At 68.4% G+C, this 17814-nt stretch carries 16 protein-coding genes; 6 read left to right on the top strand and 10 right to left on the bottom strand.

Annotation, left to right across the window (positions count from 1 at the left end; translation table 11 throughout):
- Positions 1–49 precede the first annotated feature (49 nt).
- The 4 genes from AMK31_RS34780 to dnaB form a co-directional block, all read right to left on the bottom strand.
- A complete protein-coding gene (locus AMK31_RS34780; RefSeq protein WP_073944745.1) occupies positions 50–1435 on the bottom strand; it encodes a serine hydrolase domain-containing protein in 1386 nt (461 codons plus the stop codon).
- Positions 1436–1514: 79 nt separating this feature from the next.
- Positions 1515–2297 (bottom strand): oxidoreductase, encoded by a 783-nt coding sequence (locus tag AMK31_RS34775; protein WP_073944744.1) that lies wholly within the window; start codon positions 2295–2297, stop codon positions 1515–1517.
- Between the two features lie 94 nt (positions 2298–2391).
- Complete coding sequence (locus tag AMK31_RS34770) at positions 2392–2970, bottom strand: TetR/AcrR family transcriptional regulator (protein WP_073944743.1); 579 nt, start codon at positions 2968–2970, stop codon at positions 2392–2394.
- A 60-nt stretch (positions 2971–3030) separates the two neighbouring features.
- A complete protein-coding gene (dnaB, locus tag AMK31_RS34765) occupies positions 3031–4506 on the bottom strand; it encodes a replicative DNA helicase (protein ID WP_073944742.1) in 1476 nt (491 codons plus the stop codon).
- Positions 4507–4966: 460 nt separating this feature from the next.
- On the opposite strand from dnaB, the gene AMK31_RS34760 reads away from it, so the two are divergent.
- Positions 4967–6304, top strand: a complete 1338-nt coding sequence (locus tag AMK31_RS34760) for an MATE family efflux transporter (RefSeq protein ID WP_073944818.1) — start codon at positions 4967–4969, stop codon at positions 6302–6304.
- A 160-nt stretch (positions 6305–6464) separates the two neighbouring features.
- On the opposite strand, the gene rplI is transcribed toward AMK31_RS34760, so the two are convergent.
- The 4 genes from rplI to rpsF form a co-directional block, all read right to left on the bottom strand.
- Positions 6465–6911 carry a 50S ribosomal protein L9 gene (gene rplI / locus AMK31_RS34755; RefSeq protein WP_073944741.1) on the bottom strand — a complete coding sequence of 149 codons (447 nt, stop codon included), beginning with the start codon at positions 6909–6911 and terminating at the stop codon, positions 6465–6467.
- An 18-nt stretch (positions 6912–6929) separates the two neighbouring features.
- Positions 6930–7166, bottom strand: coding sequence for a 30S ribosomal protein S18 (rpsR, locus tag AMK31_RS34750; protein WP_003949403.1), 237 nt, complete (start codon positions 7164–7166; stop codon positions 6930–6932).
- Positions 7167–7211: 45 nt separating this feature from the next.
- Complete coding sequence (locus AMK31_RS34745; RefSeq protein WP_073944740.1) at positions 7212–7790, bottom strand: single-stranded DNA-binding protein; 579 nt, start codon at positions 7788–7790, stop codon at positions 7212–7214.
- A gap of 73 nt (positions 7791–7863) precedes the next feature.
- Entirely contained in the window at positions 7864–8154 is a 291-nt protein-coding gene (rpsF, locus tag AMK31_RS34740; RefSeq protein ID WP_014673750.1) for a 30S ribosomal protein S6, read from the bottom strand.
- Between the two features lie 287 nt (positions 8155–8441).
- Between rpsF and AMK31_RS34735 the strand changes: the two genes are divergently transcribed.
- From AMK31_RS34735 to AMK31_RS34725, 3 genes are all read left to right on the top strand, one after another.
- Positions 8442–8744 carry a hypothetical protein gene (locus AMK31_RS34735; protein ID WP_073944739.1) on the top strand — a complete coding sequence of 101 codons (303 nt, stop codon included), beginning with the start codon at positions 8442–8444 and terminating at the stop codon, positions 8742–8744.
- A gap of 174 nt (positions 8745–8918) precedes the next feature.
- Entirely contained in the window at positions 8919–10040 is a 1122-nt protein-coding gene (femX, locus tag AMK31_RS34730; protein ID WP_073944738.1) for a peptidoglycan bridge formation glycyltransferase FemX, read from the top strand.
- Positions 10041–10123: 83 nt separating this feature from the next.
- Entirely contained in the window at positions 10124–11155 is a 1032-nt protein-coding gene (locus AMK31_RS34725; RefSeq protein WP_073944737.1) for an alanine racemase, read from the top strand.
- A 116-nt stretch (positions 11156–11271) separates the two neighbouring features.
- On the opposite strand, the gene AMK31_RS34720 is transcribed toward AMK31_RS34725, so the two are convergent.
- Positions 11272–12774, bottom strand: coding sequence for a glycosyltransferase family 87 protein (locus AMK31_RS34720; RefSeq protein WP_073944736.1), 1503 nt, complete (start codon positions 12772–12774; stop codon positions 11272–11274).
- A gap of 145 nt (positions 12775–12919) precedes the next feature.
- A complete protein-coding gene (locus AMK31_RS34715) occupies positions 12920–15562 on the bottom strand; it encodes a transglycosylase domain-containing protein (protein ID WP_198948632.1) in 2643 nt (880 codons plus the stop codon).
- A 374-nt stretch (positions 15563–15936) separates the two neighbouring features.
- Between AMK31_RS34715 and AMK31_RS34710 the strand changes: the two genes are divergently transcribed.
- Positions 15937–16620, top strand: coding sequence for a PadR family transcriptional regulator (locus tag AMK31_RS34710; RefSeq protein WP_073944735.1), 684 nt, complete (start codon positions 15937–15939; stop codon positions 16618–16620).
- A 45-nt stretch (positions 16621–16665) separates the two neighbouring features.
- Entirely contained in the window at positions 16666–17748 is a 1083-nt protein-coding gene (locus AMK31_RS34705) for an inositol-3-phosphate synthase (protein ID WP_073944734.1), read from the top strand.
- The last annotated feature ends 66 nt before the right edge of the window (positions 17749–17814 follow it).

The raw sequence follows: 17814 nt of genomic DNA, 5'->3' as shown, positions 1-17814 counted from the left end.
AACCCCTTCTCCCTTGGTGCCCTTCTTCGTCGGCGCCTCTCTCCGGTGCCTACTTGATCCCTCGCCAGCCTTCGGGGTCCACGCCGCCCGGCACATCGGCCGTCTCGTCGTACGGCTGACGCGTGAAGACGAACGAGCCGAGGTCCAGATGGCTCACCGACCCGTCCGGCCGCCGTACGGCCCGCAGCAGCTCGCCCGCGTAGTAGCCCTCCAGCCCGGTCCAGGTGCCGTCGCCGTTCGCCCGGAACCGCGAACGGCGGCCTGCGGCAGTCAGCGGGCCCAGTGAGACCCCGCCGTCGGCGGTGAGCCGCAGGGCGAACACCTGCGTCCCCCAGTACCACTGGCCCGCCAGCTCCAGCACGGACGGGTCGACTTCGGGCAGCGGACGCCAGGGCTCGGGGATCCTCGGCTCCGCCTCGGCGACGATGCGTACGAGATCGGCTCCCACGGAGCCTGGCAGCGGCCCGGAGGTGCAGTTGGTCAGCACCACCGCCGCCACGTCGTCGTCCACGCTCATGGTGAGGTTGGCCAGGAAGCCCGGCAGCGAGCCCGAGTGGCCCGCCAGCAGTCGGCCGTCCCGGTGCTGGATCTGCAGTCCGAGGCCGTACGTGACCCCGTCGGCGACGTCCGCGGGCTCCGCCGGGGCCGCGGGCGCCCGCATCTCCCGTACGCTCTCCGCACTCAGCACCCGCTCGTCGCCGTACATCAGGAAGGCGGCGAACTTGGCCAAGTCACCGGTCGTGGACCACAGTTGCCCGGCCGCGGCCATCCGGCCCAGATCCTCCAAAGGCTCCGGCAGCAGCACGTCGGCCCATGGATGTACCGCCCAGCCACCGGCGTGCGGGGCGGACGGCTGGGCGCTCGTCCGGTTCAGCCCCAGGGGCTCGAGCACCTCCCGCCGCAGCACGTCCTCCCAGGTCGCACCGCGCAGTTTCTCCACGAGTGCGCCGAGCACGGTGTAGCCGGGATTCGAGTAGTGGTGGCGGCGGCCGACCGGATGCCGGAAGGGCTGGTCGCCGAGGACGTCCGAGAGTTCGGGGCGCAGTGATCCGGGGGTCCGTTCCCACCAGGGCGCGGGGCTCTCGGCGGCCAGGCCACTGGTGTGCGCCAGGAGTTCGGCGATGGTGGCCTCCCCCGCGCCGGTGCCCGGCAGGTGCTTCTCCAGCGGGTCACCGAGGTCGAGCACGCCCTCGTCACGCAGCCGGAGGACGAGGACCGCGGTGAAGGTCTTGGTGATCGAACCGATCCGGTACTGCACGTTCTCGTCCGGCGCGTGCCCGTCCACCGAGGTCCGCGCCCCGTGCCACACGACCCGCCCGCCCCTGACCACGGCCGCCACCAGCGACGGAGTCCGCCCTTCGGCCTGCGCCACGGCGATCCGGTGCAACAGCGCCCGCTGTGTGCCGGGCAGGAGCTCTTCCTGAGTTGTCGTCATGCGCCCAGTCCATACCGCGCGGGACCAGGGGTCGAGTTGATTTCCGCGTTCCGGGCGGGCTCTTCGGCGGCCTCCCGGCTCAGAGCGTCTTCACTGTGCCTCCGTCGATGACGTAGTCGGCGCCGGTGATGTTGCCTGCGACATCGGAGAGGAGGAACGCGATCAGGGCCGCCACCTCCTCGGGCTCGGTGATGCGACCGGTGGTGATGGCGAAGGCCTGCGGGATCTGCTGGAGGAACGCGGCGTGCTCCGCACCGGCGCTCGCCGCCACCTTGCCGCCGAAGCCGTCGGGGTCCTCCCAGATGGCGGTGCGGACCACTCCGGGCGAGACGGTGTTCACACGCACGCCCCGCGGCCCGAACTCCTCGGCCAGGGACTTCCCCAGCGCGGCGAGGGCCGCCTTGGCCGCGCTGTAGGCGACGGGGCCGGCGGCGGGCAGCCGGGAGTTGATGGACGAGACGTTGACGATCGCTCCGCGACGTTCGACGAGGCTGGGCAGCGCCGCGCGGCTGGCCCGGACGGCGCTGAGCAGATTGACATCGAAGATGCGCGCCCACTGGGTGTCGTCGGTGTCCAGGAAGCCGACGGGCTGAACGTCGTCCCCGCCTCCGACGTTGTTCACCAGCAGGTCGATGCCGCCGAGTTCGGCGAGAGCGGTGTCCATGAGGGTGGCGACACCGGCGGCGGTGCTCAGGTCGGCGGACACCGCGCGAGCGCCGGTTTCCTTCAGTTCGGGGGTGATGTTCCGGGCTGCTCCGACAACGCGGACGCCTTCGGCCATCAGGGTCCGGACCGTGGCAAGCCCGATGCCCCGGCTGGCTCCGGTGACGACGGCTGTCTTGGACGCGAGGTCGAGGTTCATGACACTCCAGTTCTTTAACTCGAAGTACAAAACATGTGCGGCAGGCGATCAGGGTGAGGTGCGCCGTGTCCGTGTCTTGCGGGGTACGCGTCGGTCAGAGGGAGTCGATGACCGCGTCGATCACTCGGGCGATCCTCTCAGGCCCTTCCGTGACGCGCGCCATGAGACGCAGACCCACGAGCGTGTTCAGGAGCAGGCTGGCCAGGGCCGCCGGGTCCCGCTCCGGTGCGATCTCCCCGGCACGCTGACCTTCCTCGACCAGGGCACGGAGGGCGTCTTCCGTGCGGTCGAACATGCGGCGGACGAGTTCGGTCGCCGACTCGTCGGTTCCGGCCAGCTCCGCAGCCGTGTTGACGGCCATGCAGCCCCGGCGGTACGGGTCGGCGAGGTCCATGCGGGCGAGGAGTTCCAACGCCTTGCGCAGGCGCGCCTTGACCGGCCCCGGTTCTTCCAGCATCTGGATCAGAGCGACGGCCTGGCTGTCGCGATAGCGCCGCAGGGCCTGCTCGAAGAGCGCGTGCTTGCTGCCGAAGGCGTTGTAGAGACTGCCCTTGCCGATGCCGAGCGCGTCGACGAGGTCCTGGGGGGTCGTTCCGGCATAACCCTTGCGCCAGAACACCTCCATGGCCTGCTCGACGGCGGCATCAGGGTCGAACTGCTTGGGCCTTCCCATGCTCAGGACACTAACACGCTTCTTGACCTATGGGTACAGAATTCTTCACCCGCGCGTGGATCAGGTCTGTGCCATGTCCACGAATCGCGAGTAGTGGCCCTGGAAGGCGACGGTGATCGTCGCCGTGGGGCCGTTTCGGTGCTTGGCGACGATCAGGTCGGCCTCGCCCGCGCGGGGCGACTCCTTCTCGTAGGCGTCCTCGCGGTGCAGCAGGATGACCATGTCGGCGTCCTGCTCGATGGAGCCGGACTCCCGGAGGTCCGAGACCATCGGCTTCTTGTCGGTGCGCTGCTCGGGGCCACGGTTCAGCTGGGAGAGCGCGATGACCGGGATCTCCAGCTCCTTGGCGAGGAGCTTGAGGTTACGGGACATGTCCGAGACCTCCTGCTGCCGGCTCTCGGCCCGCTTCGAACCGCCGGACTGCATCAGTTGGAGGTAGTCGATGACGACCAGCCGGAGGTCGTTGCGCTGCTTGAGGCGGCGGCACTTGGCGCGGATCTCCATCATCGACAGGTTCGGGGAGTCGTCGATGTAGAGCGGCGCCGCGGAGACGTCGGGCATCCGGCGGGCCAGGCGGGTCCAGTCCTCGTCGGTCATCGTGCCGGACCGCATGTGGTGCAGCGCGACCCGGGCCTCGGCGGACAGCAGACGCATCGCGATCTCGTTGCGGCCCATCTCGAGGGAGAAGATCACGCTGGGCAGGTTGTGCTTGATCGACGCGGCCCGGGCGAAGTCCAGCGCCAGCGTCGACTTACCCATGGCGGGACGCGCGGCGATGACGATCATCTGGCCCGGGTGCAGGCCGTTGGTCAGCGAGTCGAAGTCGGTGAAGCCGGTGGGGACACCGGTCATCTCGCCGCTGCGCGAGCCGATCGCCTCGATCTCGTCAAGCGCGCCCTCCATGATGTCGCCGAGCGGCAGGTAGTCCTCGCTGGTGCGCTGCTCGGTGACCGCGTAGATCTCGGCCTGGGCGCGGTTGACGATCTCGTCGACGTCGTCGTCCGCGGCGTATCCCATCTGGGTGATCCGGGTGCCGGCCTCGACCAGGCGGCGCAGGACCGCGCGCTCGTGGACGATCTCCGCGTAGTACTCGGCGTTCGCCGCCGTCGGCACCGTCTGGACGAGGGTGTGCAGATAAGCGGCGCCGCCGACCTTGTTGATCTCGCCGCGCTTGGTCAGTTCGGCGGCGATGGTGATGGGGTCGGCCGGCTCACCCTTGGCGTAGACGTCGAGGATGGCCTGGTAGATCGTCTCGTGGGCGGGCTTGTAGAAGTCGTGGCCCTTGAGGATCTCGACGACGTCGGCGATGGCGTCCTTGGACAGCAGCATGCCGCCGAGCACGGACTGTTCGGCGTTCAGGTCCTGCGGCGGCACCCGCTCGAAGGCCGAGCCTCCGCCGTCCCAGGCACCGTTCTCACTGCCGCGGTCGTGCTGCTCGTCGCGCCCCCGGCCGGCGTCGGGACGGCGACGGGAGGGCAGGCGATCGCTGGGACCACTGTCGGCCCACGGATCGTCCAAGGGCTCGGAAATGCTCACCGAGCCACCTCCTCCCGTCCGCGGAGCGGACCTCGCCGCGCCTCTCTTTTCTACGGCACGGCACTGACAAAACGAGAGGCCCAACTCCGGTTCTGGCCCGCCTGTTTTGTGACGGTTTCCCGGTCGGCGGGTGGAGTGGGCGCCGGACCACGGTAGGGCCCCGGGCACCGTCAGCCAATCTGGTTATCCACAGGCCATGTGGACGACGGGCCCGATGCTGTGGAGAACTGCCCGAAACCTGTGCACGACACGGTGGACAGCCCTGTGAACAAGAACTCGCGCGGCCCCGGCAAGCGGCTCTGACCAGCGGCTTTACCATCCACCGGCTGTGCAGAAGAAAAACTTCCTCAGTCGGATCAAGATCACTTCACACGGTGCACAGAACCGCGCGCGACGAGACTCACAGTAAGGGGCGCATTGCCTTTGCATCTCTTACCTGTGGACGATTAGATTGGTGCTCATGACACAGGCTCCCGCGACCCCCGCAGCTACCGCACGACGGCACGATCGGGAGATCGTCGCGCTGGCCGTACCGGCCTTCGGCGCACTGGTCGCCGAGCCCCTGTTCGTCATGGCCGACAGCGCGATCGTCGGCCACCTGGGCACGGCGCAACTCGCCGGTCTGGGCGTCGCCTCCGCCCTCCTGATGACGGCGGTGAGCGTCTTCGTCTTCCTGGCCTACGCCACCACCGCGGCCGTGGCCCGCCGCGTCGGCGCCGGCGAACTCCAGGCCGCCATCCGGCAGGGTATGGACGGCATCTGGCTGGCCCTGCTCCTGGGCGCCGGCGTGATCGCCGTCGTCCTGCCCACGGCACCCGCCCTGGTCGAACTGTTCGGAGCGTCGGACACAGCCGCCCCCTACGCGACCACCTATCTGCGCATCTCGGCGCTGGGCATACCCGCCATGCTCGTCGTCCTCGCGGCGACCGGAGTACTGCGCGGACTGCAGGACACCAAGACACCGCTCTACGTCGCCATCGCGGGCTTCGTCGCCAACGGCGCTCTCAACGCGGGTCTCGTCTACGGCGCCGACCTCGGCATCGCCGGCTCCGCCTGGGGAACCGTGCTGGCCCAGTGCGCCATGGCCGCCGCCTACCTCGTGGTCGTCGTCCGCGGAGCCCGCCGGCACGGAGCCTCTCTGCGACCCGACGCCGCCGGCATCAAGGCCTCCGCCCAGGCGGGCGTCCCGCTGCTGGTGCGCACGCTCTCCCTGCGAGCGATCCTGATGATCGCCACCGCTGTCGCGGCCCGACTCGGTGACGCGGACATCGCCGCCCACCAGATCATCCTGTCGTTGTGGAGCCTGCTGGCCTTCGCACTCGACGCCATCGCCATCGCCGGGCAGGCCATCATCGGCCGCTATCTGGGCGCCGGTGACGGGCAGGGTGCCCGGGACGTCTGCCGCCGCATGGTGCAGTGGGGCATCGCCGTCGGCATCCTGCTGGGTGTTCTGGTGATCGTGTCCCGGCCGCTCTTCCTCCCGCTCTTCACCAGCGACTTCGCCGTGAAGGACGCGGCGCTGCCCGCTCTGCTCGTGGTGGCACTCTCGCAGCCGATCAGCGGCGTGGTCTTCGTCCTGGACGGTGTCCTGATGGGCGCGGGCGACGGACCGTATCTGGCCTGGGCGATGGTCCTCACGCTGGCCGTCTTCACTCCGGTGGCCCTGCTGATCCCCGCATTCGGCGGCGGACTCACCGCCCTGTGGATCGCGATGACGCTGATGATGATCACGCGGATGGCGACCCTGTGGTGGCGAGCCCGCTCGGGCCGCTGGGTCGTCACGGGGGCCGCCCGCTGACACTGCCGGAAACGACCGGACGCGACCGGACGCGACCGGACGCACGGCCACCGACCGTTTCACGTGAAACCGTCGTTCCACGTGAAACGGCACATACGAAGAGGGGCCGCACCCAGCAGGGTGCGGCCCCTCTCTCAGCTGTTCAAGCCGAGCGCGGCGATCAGGCCGCGACGACCTCGATGTTGACCTTGGCGGCAACCTCGGGGTGCAGACGCACGGACGTCTCGTGGGCGCCCAGGGTCTTGATCGGCGCGCCGAGCTCGATGCGGCGCTTGTCGACCTCGGGACCGCCGGCGGCCTTGATCGCCGAAGCGACGTCGGCCGGGGTGACGGAACCGAAGAGACGGCCGGCATCGCCGGACCGAACGGCCAGGCGGACCTTGACGCCCTCGAGCTGGGCCTTCACAGCGTTGGCCTGCTCGATGGTCTGGATCTCGTGGATCTTGCGAGCACGACGGATCTGCTCGACGTCCTTCTCGCCACCCTTGGTCCAGCGGATCGCGAACTTCCGCGGGATCAGGTAGTTGCGAGCGTAGCCGTCCTTGACGTCGACGACGTCGCCGGCGGCACCGAGGCCGGAGACCTCGTGGGTGAGGATGATCTTCATTAGTCGGTCACCCTTCCCTTAGCGCGCGGTGGACGTGTAGGGCAGCAGCGCCATCTCACGGCTGTTCTTGACGGCCGTGGCGACGTCACGCTGGTGCTGCGTGCAGTTGCCGGTCACGCGGCGGGCACGGATCTTGCCGCGGTCGGAAATGAACTTCCGCAGCATGTTCGTGTCCTTGTAGTCCACGTACGTGACCTTGTCCTTGCAGAACGCGCAGACCTTCTTCTTCGGCTTGCGCACAGGCGGCTTCGCCATGGTGTTTCTCCTGTGTGATCAAGAAGTTGGGGTGCGAGCCCGCCCTTAGAAGGGAGGCTCGTCCGAGTAGCCGCCACCGCCACCGGAGCCGCCGCCCCAGCCGCCGCCACCCTGGTTGCCACCGGCGGGAGCGCCGGTCGCCCACGGGTCGTCGGCGGGAGCGCCGCCACCCTGCTGGCCGCCGCCGGGGCCACCGCCCCAGCCGCCGCCCTGCTGGCCGCCGCCGCCGTAACCACCCTGGCCACCCTGGCCGCCTCGGCCGCTGGTCTTGGTGACCTTGGCCGTGGCGTTGCGGAGGCTCGGGCCGACTTCCTCGACGTCCAGCTCGAAGACCGTGCGCTTGACACCCTCACGGTCCTCGTAGGACCGCTGCTTCAGACGGCCCTGCACGATGACGCGCATGCCTCGCTGAAGCGACTCGGCGACGTTCTCCGCCGCCTGACGCCAGACCGAGCAGGTCAGGAAGAGGCTCTCGCCGTCCTTCCACTCGTTGGTCTGACGGTCGAAGGTGCGGGGAGTGGACGCGACACGGAACTTCGCGACCGCCGCACCGGAGGGGGTGAAGCGCAGCTCGGGGTCGTCGACAAGATTGCCGATGACCGTGATGACGGTCTCGCCTGCCATGGGGAACCTCTCGGCGGGTTTGCGGGCTGCTGGTGGTGCTACTCGTTTCCCGAGATCAGCTGAGCGGGAGAGCTCAGTGGGTCTCGGGGCGGAGGACCTTGGTCCGGAGGACCGACTCGTTCAGGTTCATCTGGCGGTCGAGCTCCTTGACGACCGCAGGCTCGGCCTGCAGGTCGATGACCGAGTAGATGCCCTCGGGCTTCTTCTTGATCTCGTACGCGAGACGACGACGGCCCCAGGTGTCGACCTTCTCGACCTTTCCGCCGCCGTCACGGACGACAGAAAGGAAGTTCTCGATCAGCGGGGAGACAGCGCGCTCCTCGAGATCGGGGTCGAGGATGACCATCACCTCGTAGTGACGCATGTGGAACCCACCTCCTTTGGACTCAGCGGCCACGGTCGTTCCGTGGCAGGAGGGTTGTGATGCGTACGCAACGGTATCGGCCGCCACTGACAATCAGAGGTCGGTGAGCGACGTCCCAGGTGGGTCTGGCGTTATCCCCCAGCCGTGCCTGAGCAGACACCGGTGCAGACGGTACAGAGTACCCGCACACGAGCTTCCGGTTGAAATCCGGCCGCGAAGGCCGTCAATCTGTACACATCGGGTGTGTATGGCGCTACAGTGCGCCGCCTTCCGCAAGGAGGTGCCTCATGGCACAGGCATTGCGACCCAACACCGCCGGTTCCCTCTTGGCCACCGACGGCAGGTCCCACCCCGTCCAGGACACACTGATGGTGGTGACCCTGGTACTCGGAGTGGTCTCCTTCGTCACGGCGCAGTTCGACAGCCTGCATCTGCTGGCTTCCTGGACCGGTCTGGCGGGGATCTTCACCGGCGCGTACGGCCAGTGGATCTCGGAAACGACCCGCGAACGCTTCGGACTGATCCTGGGCCTCGGTGCCTCCGGCGTCGGCTTCTTCCTCGGTATGGCGCGCGGCGGCCTCTTCGGCTGACACGACACCCACCCGGCCGCCGGGCCCACACAGCTCGTCCCCACCCCGGCGGCCGGCAGGCCGTGGCCAAGGTGCCGTACGCCCAGCCTGGCCGCTCTGCGGGCGCAGTAGGCTTCGGCGCTAGAGCCGGAGCCCCTGACCCATGGGGACACACCAGCCCGAGGAGCGCCCCGAATGAGCCTGACCCTGAGGACCATCAGTCGCGAGCAGCATCTGGCGTACATCCAGAGCCTGCCGGCGGCGAGTCACATGCAGGTCCCGGCATGGGCTGACGTCAAGGCGGAGTGGCGGTCGGAGAACCTGGGCTGGTTCGACGACCGGACCGGCGAGCTGGTCGGCGCGGGCCTCGTGCTGTACCGCCAGCTGCCGAAGATCAAGCGTTACCTCGCCTATCTGCCCGAGGGTCCGGTCATCAACTGGTTCGCGCCGAACCTCGAGGACTGGATGCAGCCGATGCTGGCGCACCTGAAGCAGCAGGGTGCCTTCTCGGTGAAGATGGGCCCGCCGGTCATCATCCGGCGCTGGGACGCCTCGTCCATCAAGCAGGGCATCCAGAACCCGGACGTGAAGCGCCTGCGCGACATCGAGGCCGACTTCATCGAGCCGCGCGCCTTCGAGGTGGCCGACAAGCTCCGCCGTATGGGCTGGCAGCAGGGCGAGGACGGCGGCGCCGGCTTCGGCGACGTGCAGCCCCGCTATGTCTTCCAGGTGCCGCTGGCCAACCGCTCCCTGGAAGAGGTGCACAAGAACTTCAACCAGTTGTGGCGCCGCAACATCAAGAAGGCCGAGAAGGCCGGGGTCGAGGTCGTCCAGGGCGGATACCACGACCTGGAGGAGTGGCAGCGGCTGTACGAGATCACCGCTGTGCGCGACCACTTCCGGCCCCGCCCGCTGTCCTACTTCCAGCGCATGTGGACGGCCCTCAACAGCGAGGACCCCAACCGCATGCGGCTGTACTTCGCCCGGCACAACGGGGTGAACCTTTCGGCGGCGACGATGCTGATCGTCGGCGGACACGTCTGGTACTCCTACGGCGCCTCCGACAACATCGGTCGTGAGGTCCGGCCCTCGAACGCGATGCAGTGGCGGATGCTGCGCGACGCCTACGCGCTCGGCGCGACCGTCTACGACCTGCGAGGCATCTCCGACTCGCTGGACGAGTCCGACCACCTCTTCGGTCTGATCCAGTTCAAGGTGGGCACGGGCGGCCAGGCCGCCGAGTACCTCGGCGAGTGGGACTTCCCGCTGAACAAGCTGCTCCACAAGGCACTCGACATCTACATGTCGCGCCGCTGAGCCCGGGGCGTTTGCTTCGATAGCTCCGACAGCTTCCATACCTCTGACACACCGCAGCCACGAGAAAGGTTCCAGGTCCGGCCATGGCGCTCACGCTCTACGTCGACACCGCGCGCTGGCGGGCGCACCACAAGCACGTGCAGGAGCAGTTCCCGGGGCTGGTCCCGGTCTGCAAGGGCAACGGCTACGGCTTCGGGCACGAGCGGCTCGCGGAGGAGGCCACCCGGCTGGGCTCCGACATGCTGGCCGTCGGCACCACGTACGAGGCCGCGCGGATCAAGGACTGGTTCGGCGGTGACCTGCTGGTGCTCACGCCCTACCGGCGCGGCGAGGAGCCCGTACCGCTGCCCGACCGCGTCATCCGCTCGGTGTCGTCGATCGACGGCGTGTACGGCCTCGTGGGCGCCCGGGTCGTCATCGAGGTGATGTCCTCGATGAAGCGGCACGGCATCAGCGAGCAGGACCTGCCGCAGCTGCACGCGGCCATCGAGAACGTCCGCCTCGAGGGCTTCGCGATGCACCTGCCGCTGGACCGCACCGACGGCTCGGACGCCGTCGAGGAGGTCATCGGCTGGATGGACCGGCTGCGCGCGGCCCGGCTGCCGCTGCACACCATGTTCGTCAGCCACCTCAAGGCCGACGAACTGGCCCGGCTCCAGCAGCAGTTCCCGCAGACCCGGTTCCGTGCGCGCATCGGCACGCGGCTGTGGCTCGGCGACCACGAGGCCACGGAGTACCGCGGCGCGGTGCTGGACGTGACCCGGGTCGCCAAGGGCGACCGCTTCGGCTACCGGCAGCAGAAGGCCGCCTCCGACGGCTTCCTGGTGGTCGTGGCGGGCGGAACGTCGCACGGGGTGGGTCTGGAGGCCCCCAAGGCGCTGCACGGCGTCATGCCGCGCGCCAAGGGCGTCGCCCGGGCCGGCCTCGCCACGGTCAACCGGAACCTTTCTCCGTTCGTCTGGGCAGGCAAGCAGCGCTGGTTCGCGGAGCCGCCGCACATGCAGGTGTCCATCCTCTTCGTGCCGTCCGACGCCACGGAGCCGCAGGTCGGCGACGAGCTGGTGGCCCATCTGCGGCACACCACCACGCAGTTCGACCGGATCGTCGACCGCTGACCTGGCGGGGCGCGCCCCTCAGTCCTCAGTCGTGCAGAAGGCCGTACGCGGTACCCCCGCGTACGGCCTTCTGCATGACGCCTCTTCCTCGCGTTCGCTCAGGGCGAACCCTCTGCCTACGAACCCCCCGAACCCTCCGCCTTCGAAGCGCCCCACTCCACCTGCGGCCCCTCGAAGTCGGCCGTGTGGTGCGCCGGATGAGCCGCGGCGCCGAGGACGAAGACGTCCTCCGCCCCGTCGAGCACACCCCCGGAGGGGTCGTCGTCACCGTCGCGGCGCACCACGTCCCGTTCCGGCATGAGGATGTCGCGTACGACGATGGCGCACAGGTACAGCGTCCCCACCAGGTGCAGGCCGATCGCCCAGTGGTAACCGTCGGTCGGCAGCCCCTTGTGGGCGTCCCCGCTGGTCGTGTACGCGAGGTACATCCAGATGCCCAGGAAGTACATGACCTCGCACGCCTGCCAGATCAGGAAGTCCCGCCACCGGGGCCGGGCCAGTGCGGCCAGCGGCACCAGCCACAGCACGTACTGCGGCGAGTAGACCTTGTTGGTGACGATGAACGCCGCGACGATCAGGAAGGCCAGCTGGGCGAAGCGCGGACGGCGCGGGGCGGTGAGGGCGAGGGCCGCGACGCCCACGCAGCACAGCGCCATCAGCAGGGTGGCGAGGGTGTTGACCGTCTCGGTGTCGAGCGGGTCGCTGGAGTTCTGCGCCATGATCAGCCAGAAGGAGCCGAAGTCGACCCCGCGTTCCTGGCTGAAGCGGTAGAACTTCGACCAGCCCTCGAAGGCGAAGAGCATCACCGGCCCGTTCACGACGACCCAGGCGACGACGGCGCCGCCCACGGCCTTCCCGAAGTCCCGCCATCTGCCGGCGCGCCAGCACAGCACGAGCAGCGGGCCGAGCAGCAGGAAGGGGTAGAGCTTGGCGGCCGTGGCGAGCCCCAGGAGGACGCCGAAGGCGAGGGAGCGGCCACGGGCCCACATCAGCATGGCCGCGGCCGTCAGGGCGACGGCCAGCAGGTCCCAGTTGATGGTGGCCGTCAGCGCGAAGGCGGGCGCGAGGGCGACGAGCAGGCCGTCCCAGGGGCGACGGGCGTGTGTCCGGGTCACGCACACGGCGATGACGGCCGCGCAGACCATCAGCATCCCGGCGTTGACCATCCAGTACCACTGCTCCTGGTGCTGGATGCTGCCGCTGCCCGTGGTGAGCCACGCGGCGACCTCCATGAAGACTCCGGTCAGCACCGGATACTCCAGGTACTCCATGTCGCCGGGCAGCCGGTCGAAGTACGGCACCAGCCCGTCGGCGAAGCCGCGGCCCTGGTAGAGGTGCGGGATGTCCGAGTAGCACGCGTGCGTGTACTGGGAGCTGGCGCCGAAGAACCAGGCGCCGTCGTAGCAGGGCGCCTTCTGGACCAGGCCGAGGGCGAACACACCGATCGCCACGAGCGCGATCACTCGTACGGGAGTCCACCAGGACGTCCCCAGCAGGGCGTGCCGTCCGACGGGGCCGCCGATCAGCTCGCTGCCGGCTGCGGCGACCTCATCGGCCTTCGTCGGCCGTACCCGGTCCTGCTCGTGCGCGCTCGTCTGCGTCGTTTCTGCACTGGGCATGGGGCACATCCTGCCGTACGCGGCTGAGAGTCCACGGTGACGTCGGCCCACGACAAGAAAAGTGCCCCTGTTTCACGTGAAACGAAGGGTTTCACGTGAAACAGGGGCACTCCGCCACGGTCAGGACGAGCCGTGACGACCGGCGTCACTCGGCTGAGGTTCCTCCGAAGATTCCGCCGTTCCCATTGCCACCGTTGCCGTTGCCGTTGCCGCCGGTGTCGGTCGGCACGGTGGCCGTGGGTGTCGGCGTCACATCGCCGCCTGTGCCCCCCGTGTCCGTTCCGCCGTCGTCACCGCACCACTCGAACGGACGGCACTCCTTGCTCTCCGAGGGACTGGGAGTGGGCGACGTCTCGGACGCGCTGGGCGACGGGGTCGCCTCCTCCGTCTCGGTCTCGCTGGGCTCCACGGTGACGGACGGCGTCGGCGACGGGGCGCCCACCTGGTCGAAGACGTCTCCGATCGGAGTGGGCTCCGGGAAGCCGGGGTCGGACTTCCCCTTCAGCGCGACCTTCATGTACTCGGTCCACACCTGGGTCGGGATGTCACCACCGTGGATGGAGTCCACACCGGCCGTGCCGTTCATGGAGAGCAGCGCATGGCTCTTGGGGTTCTCACGGAACATCGCGATCGAGGTCGACAGCTGCTGGGTGTAACCGACGAACCAGGCGGACTTGTTCTCATCGGTGGTACCGGTCTTGCCGGCCGCCGTCCGCCCCAGGGCCTTGGCGTTCTTACCCGTGCCGTTCTCGATGACGTTCTCGAGGACCTTCGTGACGTTGTTGGCCACGTTGTCGGGCATGGCCTGCGCGACCTTCGGCTTGTCGAAGCCGGACAGCGGCTGCCCGCCCTCCTTGACCTCCTTCACCGAGTACGGGTCGGCCTGCTTGCCGGACGCCGCGAACGTCGCGTAGGCGTCGGCCATGCGGATCGCACTGGGCGTCGAGGTGCCGAGCGCGAACGACGGGTTGATGTCGGAGAAGCTCTGGTCCAGGATGCCCGCCTCCTTGGCGACGTCCCGCACCTTCTCCATGCCGACATCGACGCCGAGCTGCACGAACGGCGTGTTGACGGACTGCTCCATCGCCTTGTGCAGGGTGATGTAGCCCCAGGGATGGTCGCTCTCGTTCTCCTGATAGAAGAGCGAGTTGTCCTTCTTGAGGTAGTAGGTGCCGTCCGGCTTCTGGACCTTGAGGTGGTCGTTGCCGTTGTACTTGCTCATCGGCGAGACGCCGACGCCGTCGCTCTTGTACGTGCCGTACTGCATGGCCGCGGCGAGCACGAACGGCTTCCAGGTCGAACCGACGGGGACACCGGCGGTGTCGGCGTTGTTGGTGAAGTGGCCGTTCTCGTAGCCCGCGCCGCCGTAGAGCGCGACGATCGCGCCGTCGTTGGGCCGCACCGACGCGGCGCCGAACTGGACGTGCTTGTCCAGCTCCCGGTTCTCCGGGTCGATGTGCTCCTTCTCGACCTTCTTGACGGCCTTGGCCAGGGCGTCGACCTTCTTCTTCTCGAAGGTCGTGTAGATCTGGTAGCCGCCCTGGTCGAACTTGGCCTCCGTGATGTCGGAGTGGGCCAGCACGTACTTCTTGGCGGTGTCGACCAGGTAGCTGACCTGGCCGGTCATCCCCTTGATCGCCTTGCGGTCGTCAGGCTCGGGGTACTTGCTGACGGCCTTCTGGTACGCGGCGTCCGAGAGGTGCCCGTCCTTGTTCATCTCGCCGAGGATCCAGCGCCACCGCTTCTCGGAACGCTCGCGGTTGGCGTCTCGGGTCGCCGTCTTGTCGATGCCCTCGTTGCCCGCCGGGTCGTAGTACGTCGGGCCCTTCAGCAGTGCCGCGAGGAAGGCGGACTCACTGGCGGTGAGGTCGACCGCGTCCTTGCTGTAGTACGTCTGGGCCGCGGCCTGGATGCCGTACGCGCCCCGCCCGTAGTACGAGGTGTTCAGGTAGCCCTGCAGGATCTCGTCCTTGGTGAGCTCGTTGCCCACCTTGATCGAGATGAACATCTCCTTGAACTTCCGGGAGACGGTCTGCTCCTGGGACAGGTAGGTGTTCTTGACGAACTGCTGGGTGATCGTCGAACCGCCCTGCGTGTCACCGCCGGTCGCCATGTTGCCCAGAGCACGGACGATGCCCATGGGGTCCACGCCGGAGTCGTCGTAGAACGTCTTGTTCTCGGCCGAGATCACCGCGAACCGCATGTGCTTGGGGATCTGCTCGATGGTGACGTTCTGGCGGTTCTCTCCCGCGCCCGTCGCCACCATCTGGGTGCCGTCCGCCCAGTAGTAGACGTTGTTCTGCGACAGCGCCGCGGCGTTCTCCTCGCTGGGGACGCCCACCATGGCGTAGCCGATGCCGGCGATGGCGACCAGGCTGCCGAAGAACGCCAGGAACAGACCGGAGACGAACTTCCAGGAGGGCACCCATCGCTGCCAGCCGTACTTGCCGGCGCGCGGGTAGTCGATGAACCGCTTCCGGCCGGAGGTGTCGGCCCGCCCGCGGCCCCGTCCGGGACCGCTCGGACCGCCGGGACCTCGGCGGCCGTTCTCGGCCACTCTGCGGCGGCCGCCGGCACTTCTCTGGGCGGCCCGGCGCGCCTCGGCGCGGCCGCCGTACGACTGTTCTCCTTCCGCCCCGTGGGAACCCGACCCAAATGCGTCGGAAGGAGACCCAGTGGCGCCTCGCGGTGCCGCTCGGCGGCCGGAGGACGAGCCGGACTGGCCGCGTCGGGCCGCGGCACGTCCGCCTCCCTGCGGCTGCGGCGGTTTGCGACGGTGCTCGCTCATCGAACGACTACTCCTCGGGCAGGCGCACCCTTGCGCGCCTGGAAACGGCGGCTGGTTTCCGGTCCCCCCGAAGTACGGATGTGGTCGGTTCCGCATTCACCCGTACTGCACCAGGGACAGGGACGCCCCCAGACGCAACTCGGTTCCCGGTGGTGTGCATGCCGCACAGACTACGCAGCGCCAAAACCCACCGAGCCCTGAAGTTCACCCCAAAACAGGCAACTCGCATCCAACGAATCGGTGATGTGACGCCGTTCACGATTCCCCCTCTTGTCGCAGGCAGGGGGCCGTTCTATCGTGCTGATGTATCGAGTCGATACATCAGCGCGACATAAAGACCGTGACGGCACGACCGCGGAAGAGAGGAGGCGACCATGAGCCGGCGTTCCGGCATCCTTGAGTTCGCCGTACTCGGCCTGCTCCGCGAATCTCCGATGCACGGCTATGAGCTGCGCAAACGACTCAATACGTCACTGGGTGTGTTCCGTGCGTTCAGCTACGGGACGCTCTACCCGTGCCTCAAGACGCTGGTCGCAAACGGCTGGTTGATCGAAGAGCCGGGCCAAAGCGCCGAGGAGGCGCCGGCCACCGCGCTCGCGGGGCGCCGCGCCAAGATCGTCTACCGGTTGACGGCCGCGGGTAAGGAGCACTTCGAGCAGCTGCTCTCGCAGACCGGCCCCGACGCGTACGAGGACGAGCACTTCGCCGCGCGGTTCGCCTTCTTCGGGCAGACGTCGCGCGATGTACGCATGCGCGTGCTGGAGGGCCGCCGCAGCCGGCTGGAGGAGCGCCTCGAGAAGATGCGCGCCTCCCTGGCGCGCACCCGAGAGCGCCTCGACGACTACACCCTCGAGCTCCAGCGCCACGGAATGGAGTCCGTGGAGCGCGAAGTGCGCTGGCTGAACGAGCTCATCGAGAGCGAGCGGGCCGGGCGGGACCTCCGGGGTTCCGCCTCCGGGGAGACCGCTCAGCAGGACACCACATCTGGAGCGACGGGCGGCCTGCCCCGGCCCGGGGACGACACCCGGCCGGATACGCCCGGCGACACCGCCACGTGAGGCTCCCGTCAGGGCCTCACCGAGTACACACAGGGAGCAACCGGAATGGGTTCGGTTCGCGTAGCCATCGTCGGCGTGGGCAACTGCGCCGCGTCGCTGGTGCAGGGAGTCGAGTACTACAAGGACGCCGACCCGGCGTCCAAGGTCCCCGGCCTGATGCACGTCCAGTTCGGCGACTACCACGTCCGTGACGTGGAGTTCGTCGCCGCGTTCGATGTCGACGCGAAGAAGGTCGGTCTCGACCTCGCGGACGCCATCGGCGCCTCCGAGAACAACACCATCAAGATCTGCGACGTGCCCAGCACCGGCGTGACCGTGCAGCGCGGCCACACCCTCGACGGCCTCGGCAAGTACTACCGCGAGACCATCGAGGAGTCCGCCGAGGAGCCGGTCGACATCGTCCAGGTCCTCAAGGACAAGCAGGTCGACGTTCTCGTCTGCTACCTGCCCGTCGGCTCCGAGGACGCGGCGAAGTACTACGCCCAGTGCGCCATCGACGCCAAGGTCGCCTTCGTCAACGCCCTCCCGGTCTTCATCGCCGGCACCAAGGAGTGGGCGGACAAGTTCACCGAGGCGGGCGTCCCGATCGTCGGCGACGACATCAAGTCCCAGGTCGGCGCCACCATCACGCACCGCGTCATGGCGAAGCTGTTCGAGGACCGCGGGGTCATCCTGGACCGCACGATGCAGCTGAACGTCGGCGGCAACATGGACTTCAAGAACATGCTCGAGCGCGACCGCCTGGAGTCCAAGAAGATCTCCAAGACGCAGGCCGTCACCTCGCAGATCCCCGACCGGGAGCTCGGCGAGAAGAACGTCCACATCGGCCCGTCCGACTACGTCGCATGGCTCGACGACCGCAAGTGGGCCTACGTCCGCCTCGAGGGCCGCGCCTTCGGTGACGTCCCGCTGAACCTGGAGTACAAGCTCGAGGTCTGGGACTCCCCGAACTCCGCGGGTGTCATCATCGACGCCCTGCGCGCCGCGAAGATCGCCAAGGACCGGGGCATCGGCGGCCCGATCCTGTCGGCGTCCTCGTACTTCATGAAGTCCCCGCCGGTCCAGTACTTCGACGACGAGGCCCGCGAGAACGTCGAGAAGTTCATCAAGGGCGAGGTCGAGCGCTAGCCGGACACGGCGCCGCGCACCAAGGCTCCGCTCTCCCTGGGCTGTTGAGGGTCCCCGAGGCATTGC

The organism is Streptomyces sp. TSRI0107, assembly GCF_001905845.1.
GTDB lineage: Bacteria > Actinomycetota > Actinomycetes > Streptomycetales > Streptomycetaceae > Streptomyces.
This window is presented reverse-complemented; position numbering and strand designations above follow the sequence as displayed.

Excerpts from the sequence above, each read along its gene's own strand:
- rpsF (WP_014673750.1), bottom strand. The coding sequence starts at position 8,154 with ATGCGTCACTACGAGGTGATGGTCATCCTCGACCCCGATCTCGAGGAG.
- AMK31_RS34705 (WP_073944734.1), top strand. The coding sequence starts at position 16,666 with ATGGGTTCGGTTCGCGTAGCCATCGTCGGCGTGGGCAACTGCGCCGCG.
- AMK31_RS34725 (WP_073944737.1), top strand. The coding sequence starts at position 10,124 with ATGGCGCTCACGCTCTACGTCGACACCGCGCGCTGGCGGGCGCACCAC.
- AMK31_RS34710 (WP_073944735.1), top strand. The coding sequence starts at position 15,937 with ATGAGCCGGCGTTCCGGCATCCTTGAGTTCGCCGTACTCGGCCTGCTC.
- femX (WP_073944738.1), top strand. The coding sequence starts at position 8,919 with ATGAGCCTGACCCTGAGGACCATCAGTCGCGAGCAGCATCTGGCGTAC.
- AMK31_RS34745 (WP_073944740.1), bottom strand. The coding sequence starts at position 7,790 with ATGGCAGGCGAGACCGTCATCACGGTCATCGGCAATCTTGTCGACGAC.
- AMK31_RS34720 (WP_073944736.1), bottom strand. The coding sequence starts at position 12,774 with ATGCCCAGTGCAGAAACGACGCAGACGAGCGCGCACGAGCAGGACCGG.
- rplI (WP_073944741.1), bottom strand. The coding sequence starts at position 6,911 with ATGAAGATCATCCTCACCCACGAGGTCTCCGGCCTCGGTGCCGCCGGC.
- AMK31_RS34735 (WP_073944739.1), top strand. The coding sequence starts at position 8,442 with ATGGCACAGGCATTGCGACCCAACACCGCCGGTTCCCTCTTGGCCACC.
- AMK31_RS34715 (WP_198948632.1), bottom strand. The coding sequence starts at position 15,562 with ATGAGCGAGCACCGTCGCAAACCGCCGCAGCCGCAGGGAGGCGGACGT.
- AMK31_RS34770 (WP_073944743.1), bottom strand. The coding sequence starts at position 2,970 with ATGGGAAGGCCCAAGCAGTTCGACCCTGATGCCGCCGTCGAGCAGGCC.
- AMK31_RS34775 (WP_073944744.1), bottom strand. The coding sequence starts at position 2,297 with ATGAACCTCGACCTCGCGTCCAAGACAGCCGTCGTCACCGGAGCCAGC.
- AMK31_RS34780 (WP_073944745.1), bottom strand. The coding sequence starts at position 1,435 with ATGACGACAACTCAGGAAGAGCTCCTGCCCGGCACACAGCGGGCGCTG.
- AMK31_RS34760 (WP_073944818.1), top strand. The coding sequence starts at position 4,967 with ATGACACAGGCTCCCGCGACCCCCGCAGCTACCGCACGACGGCACGAT.
- rpsR (WP_003949403.1), bottom strand. The coding sequence starts at position 7,166 with ATGGCGAAGCCGCCTGTGCGCAAGCCGAAGAAGAAGGTCTGCGCGTTC.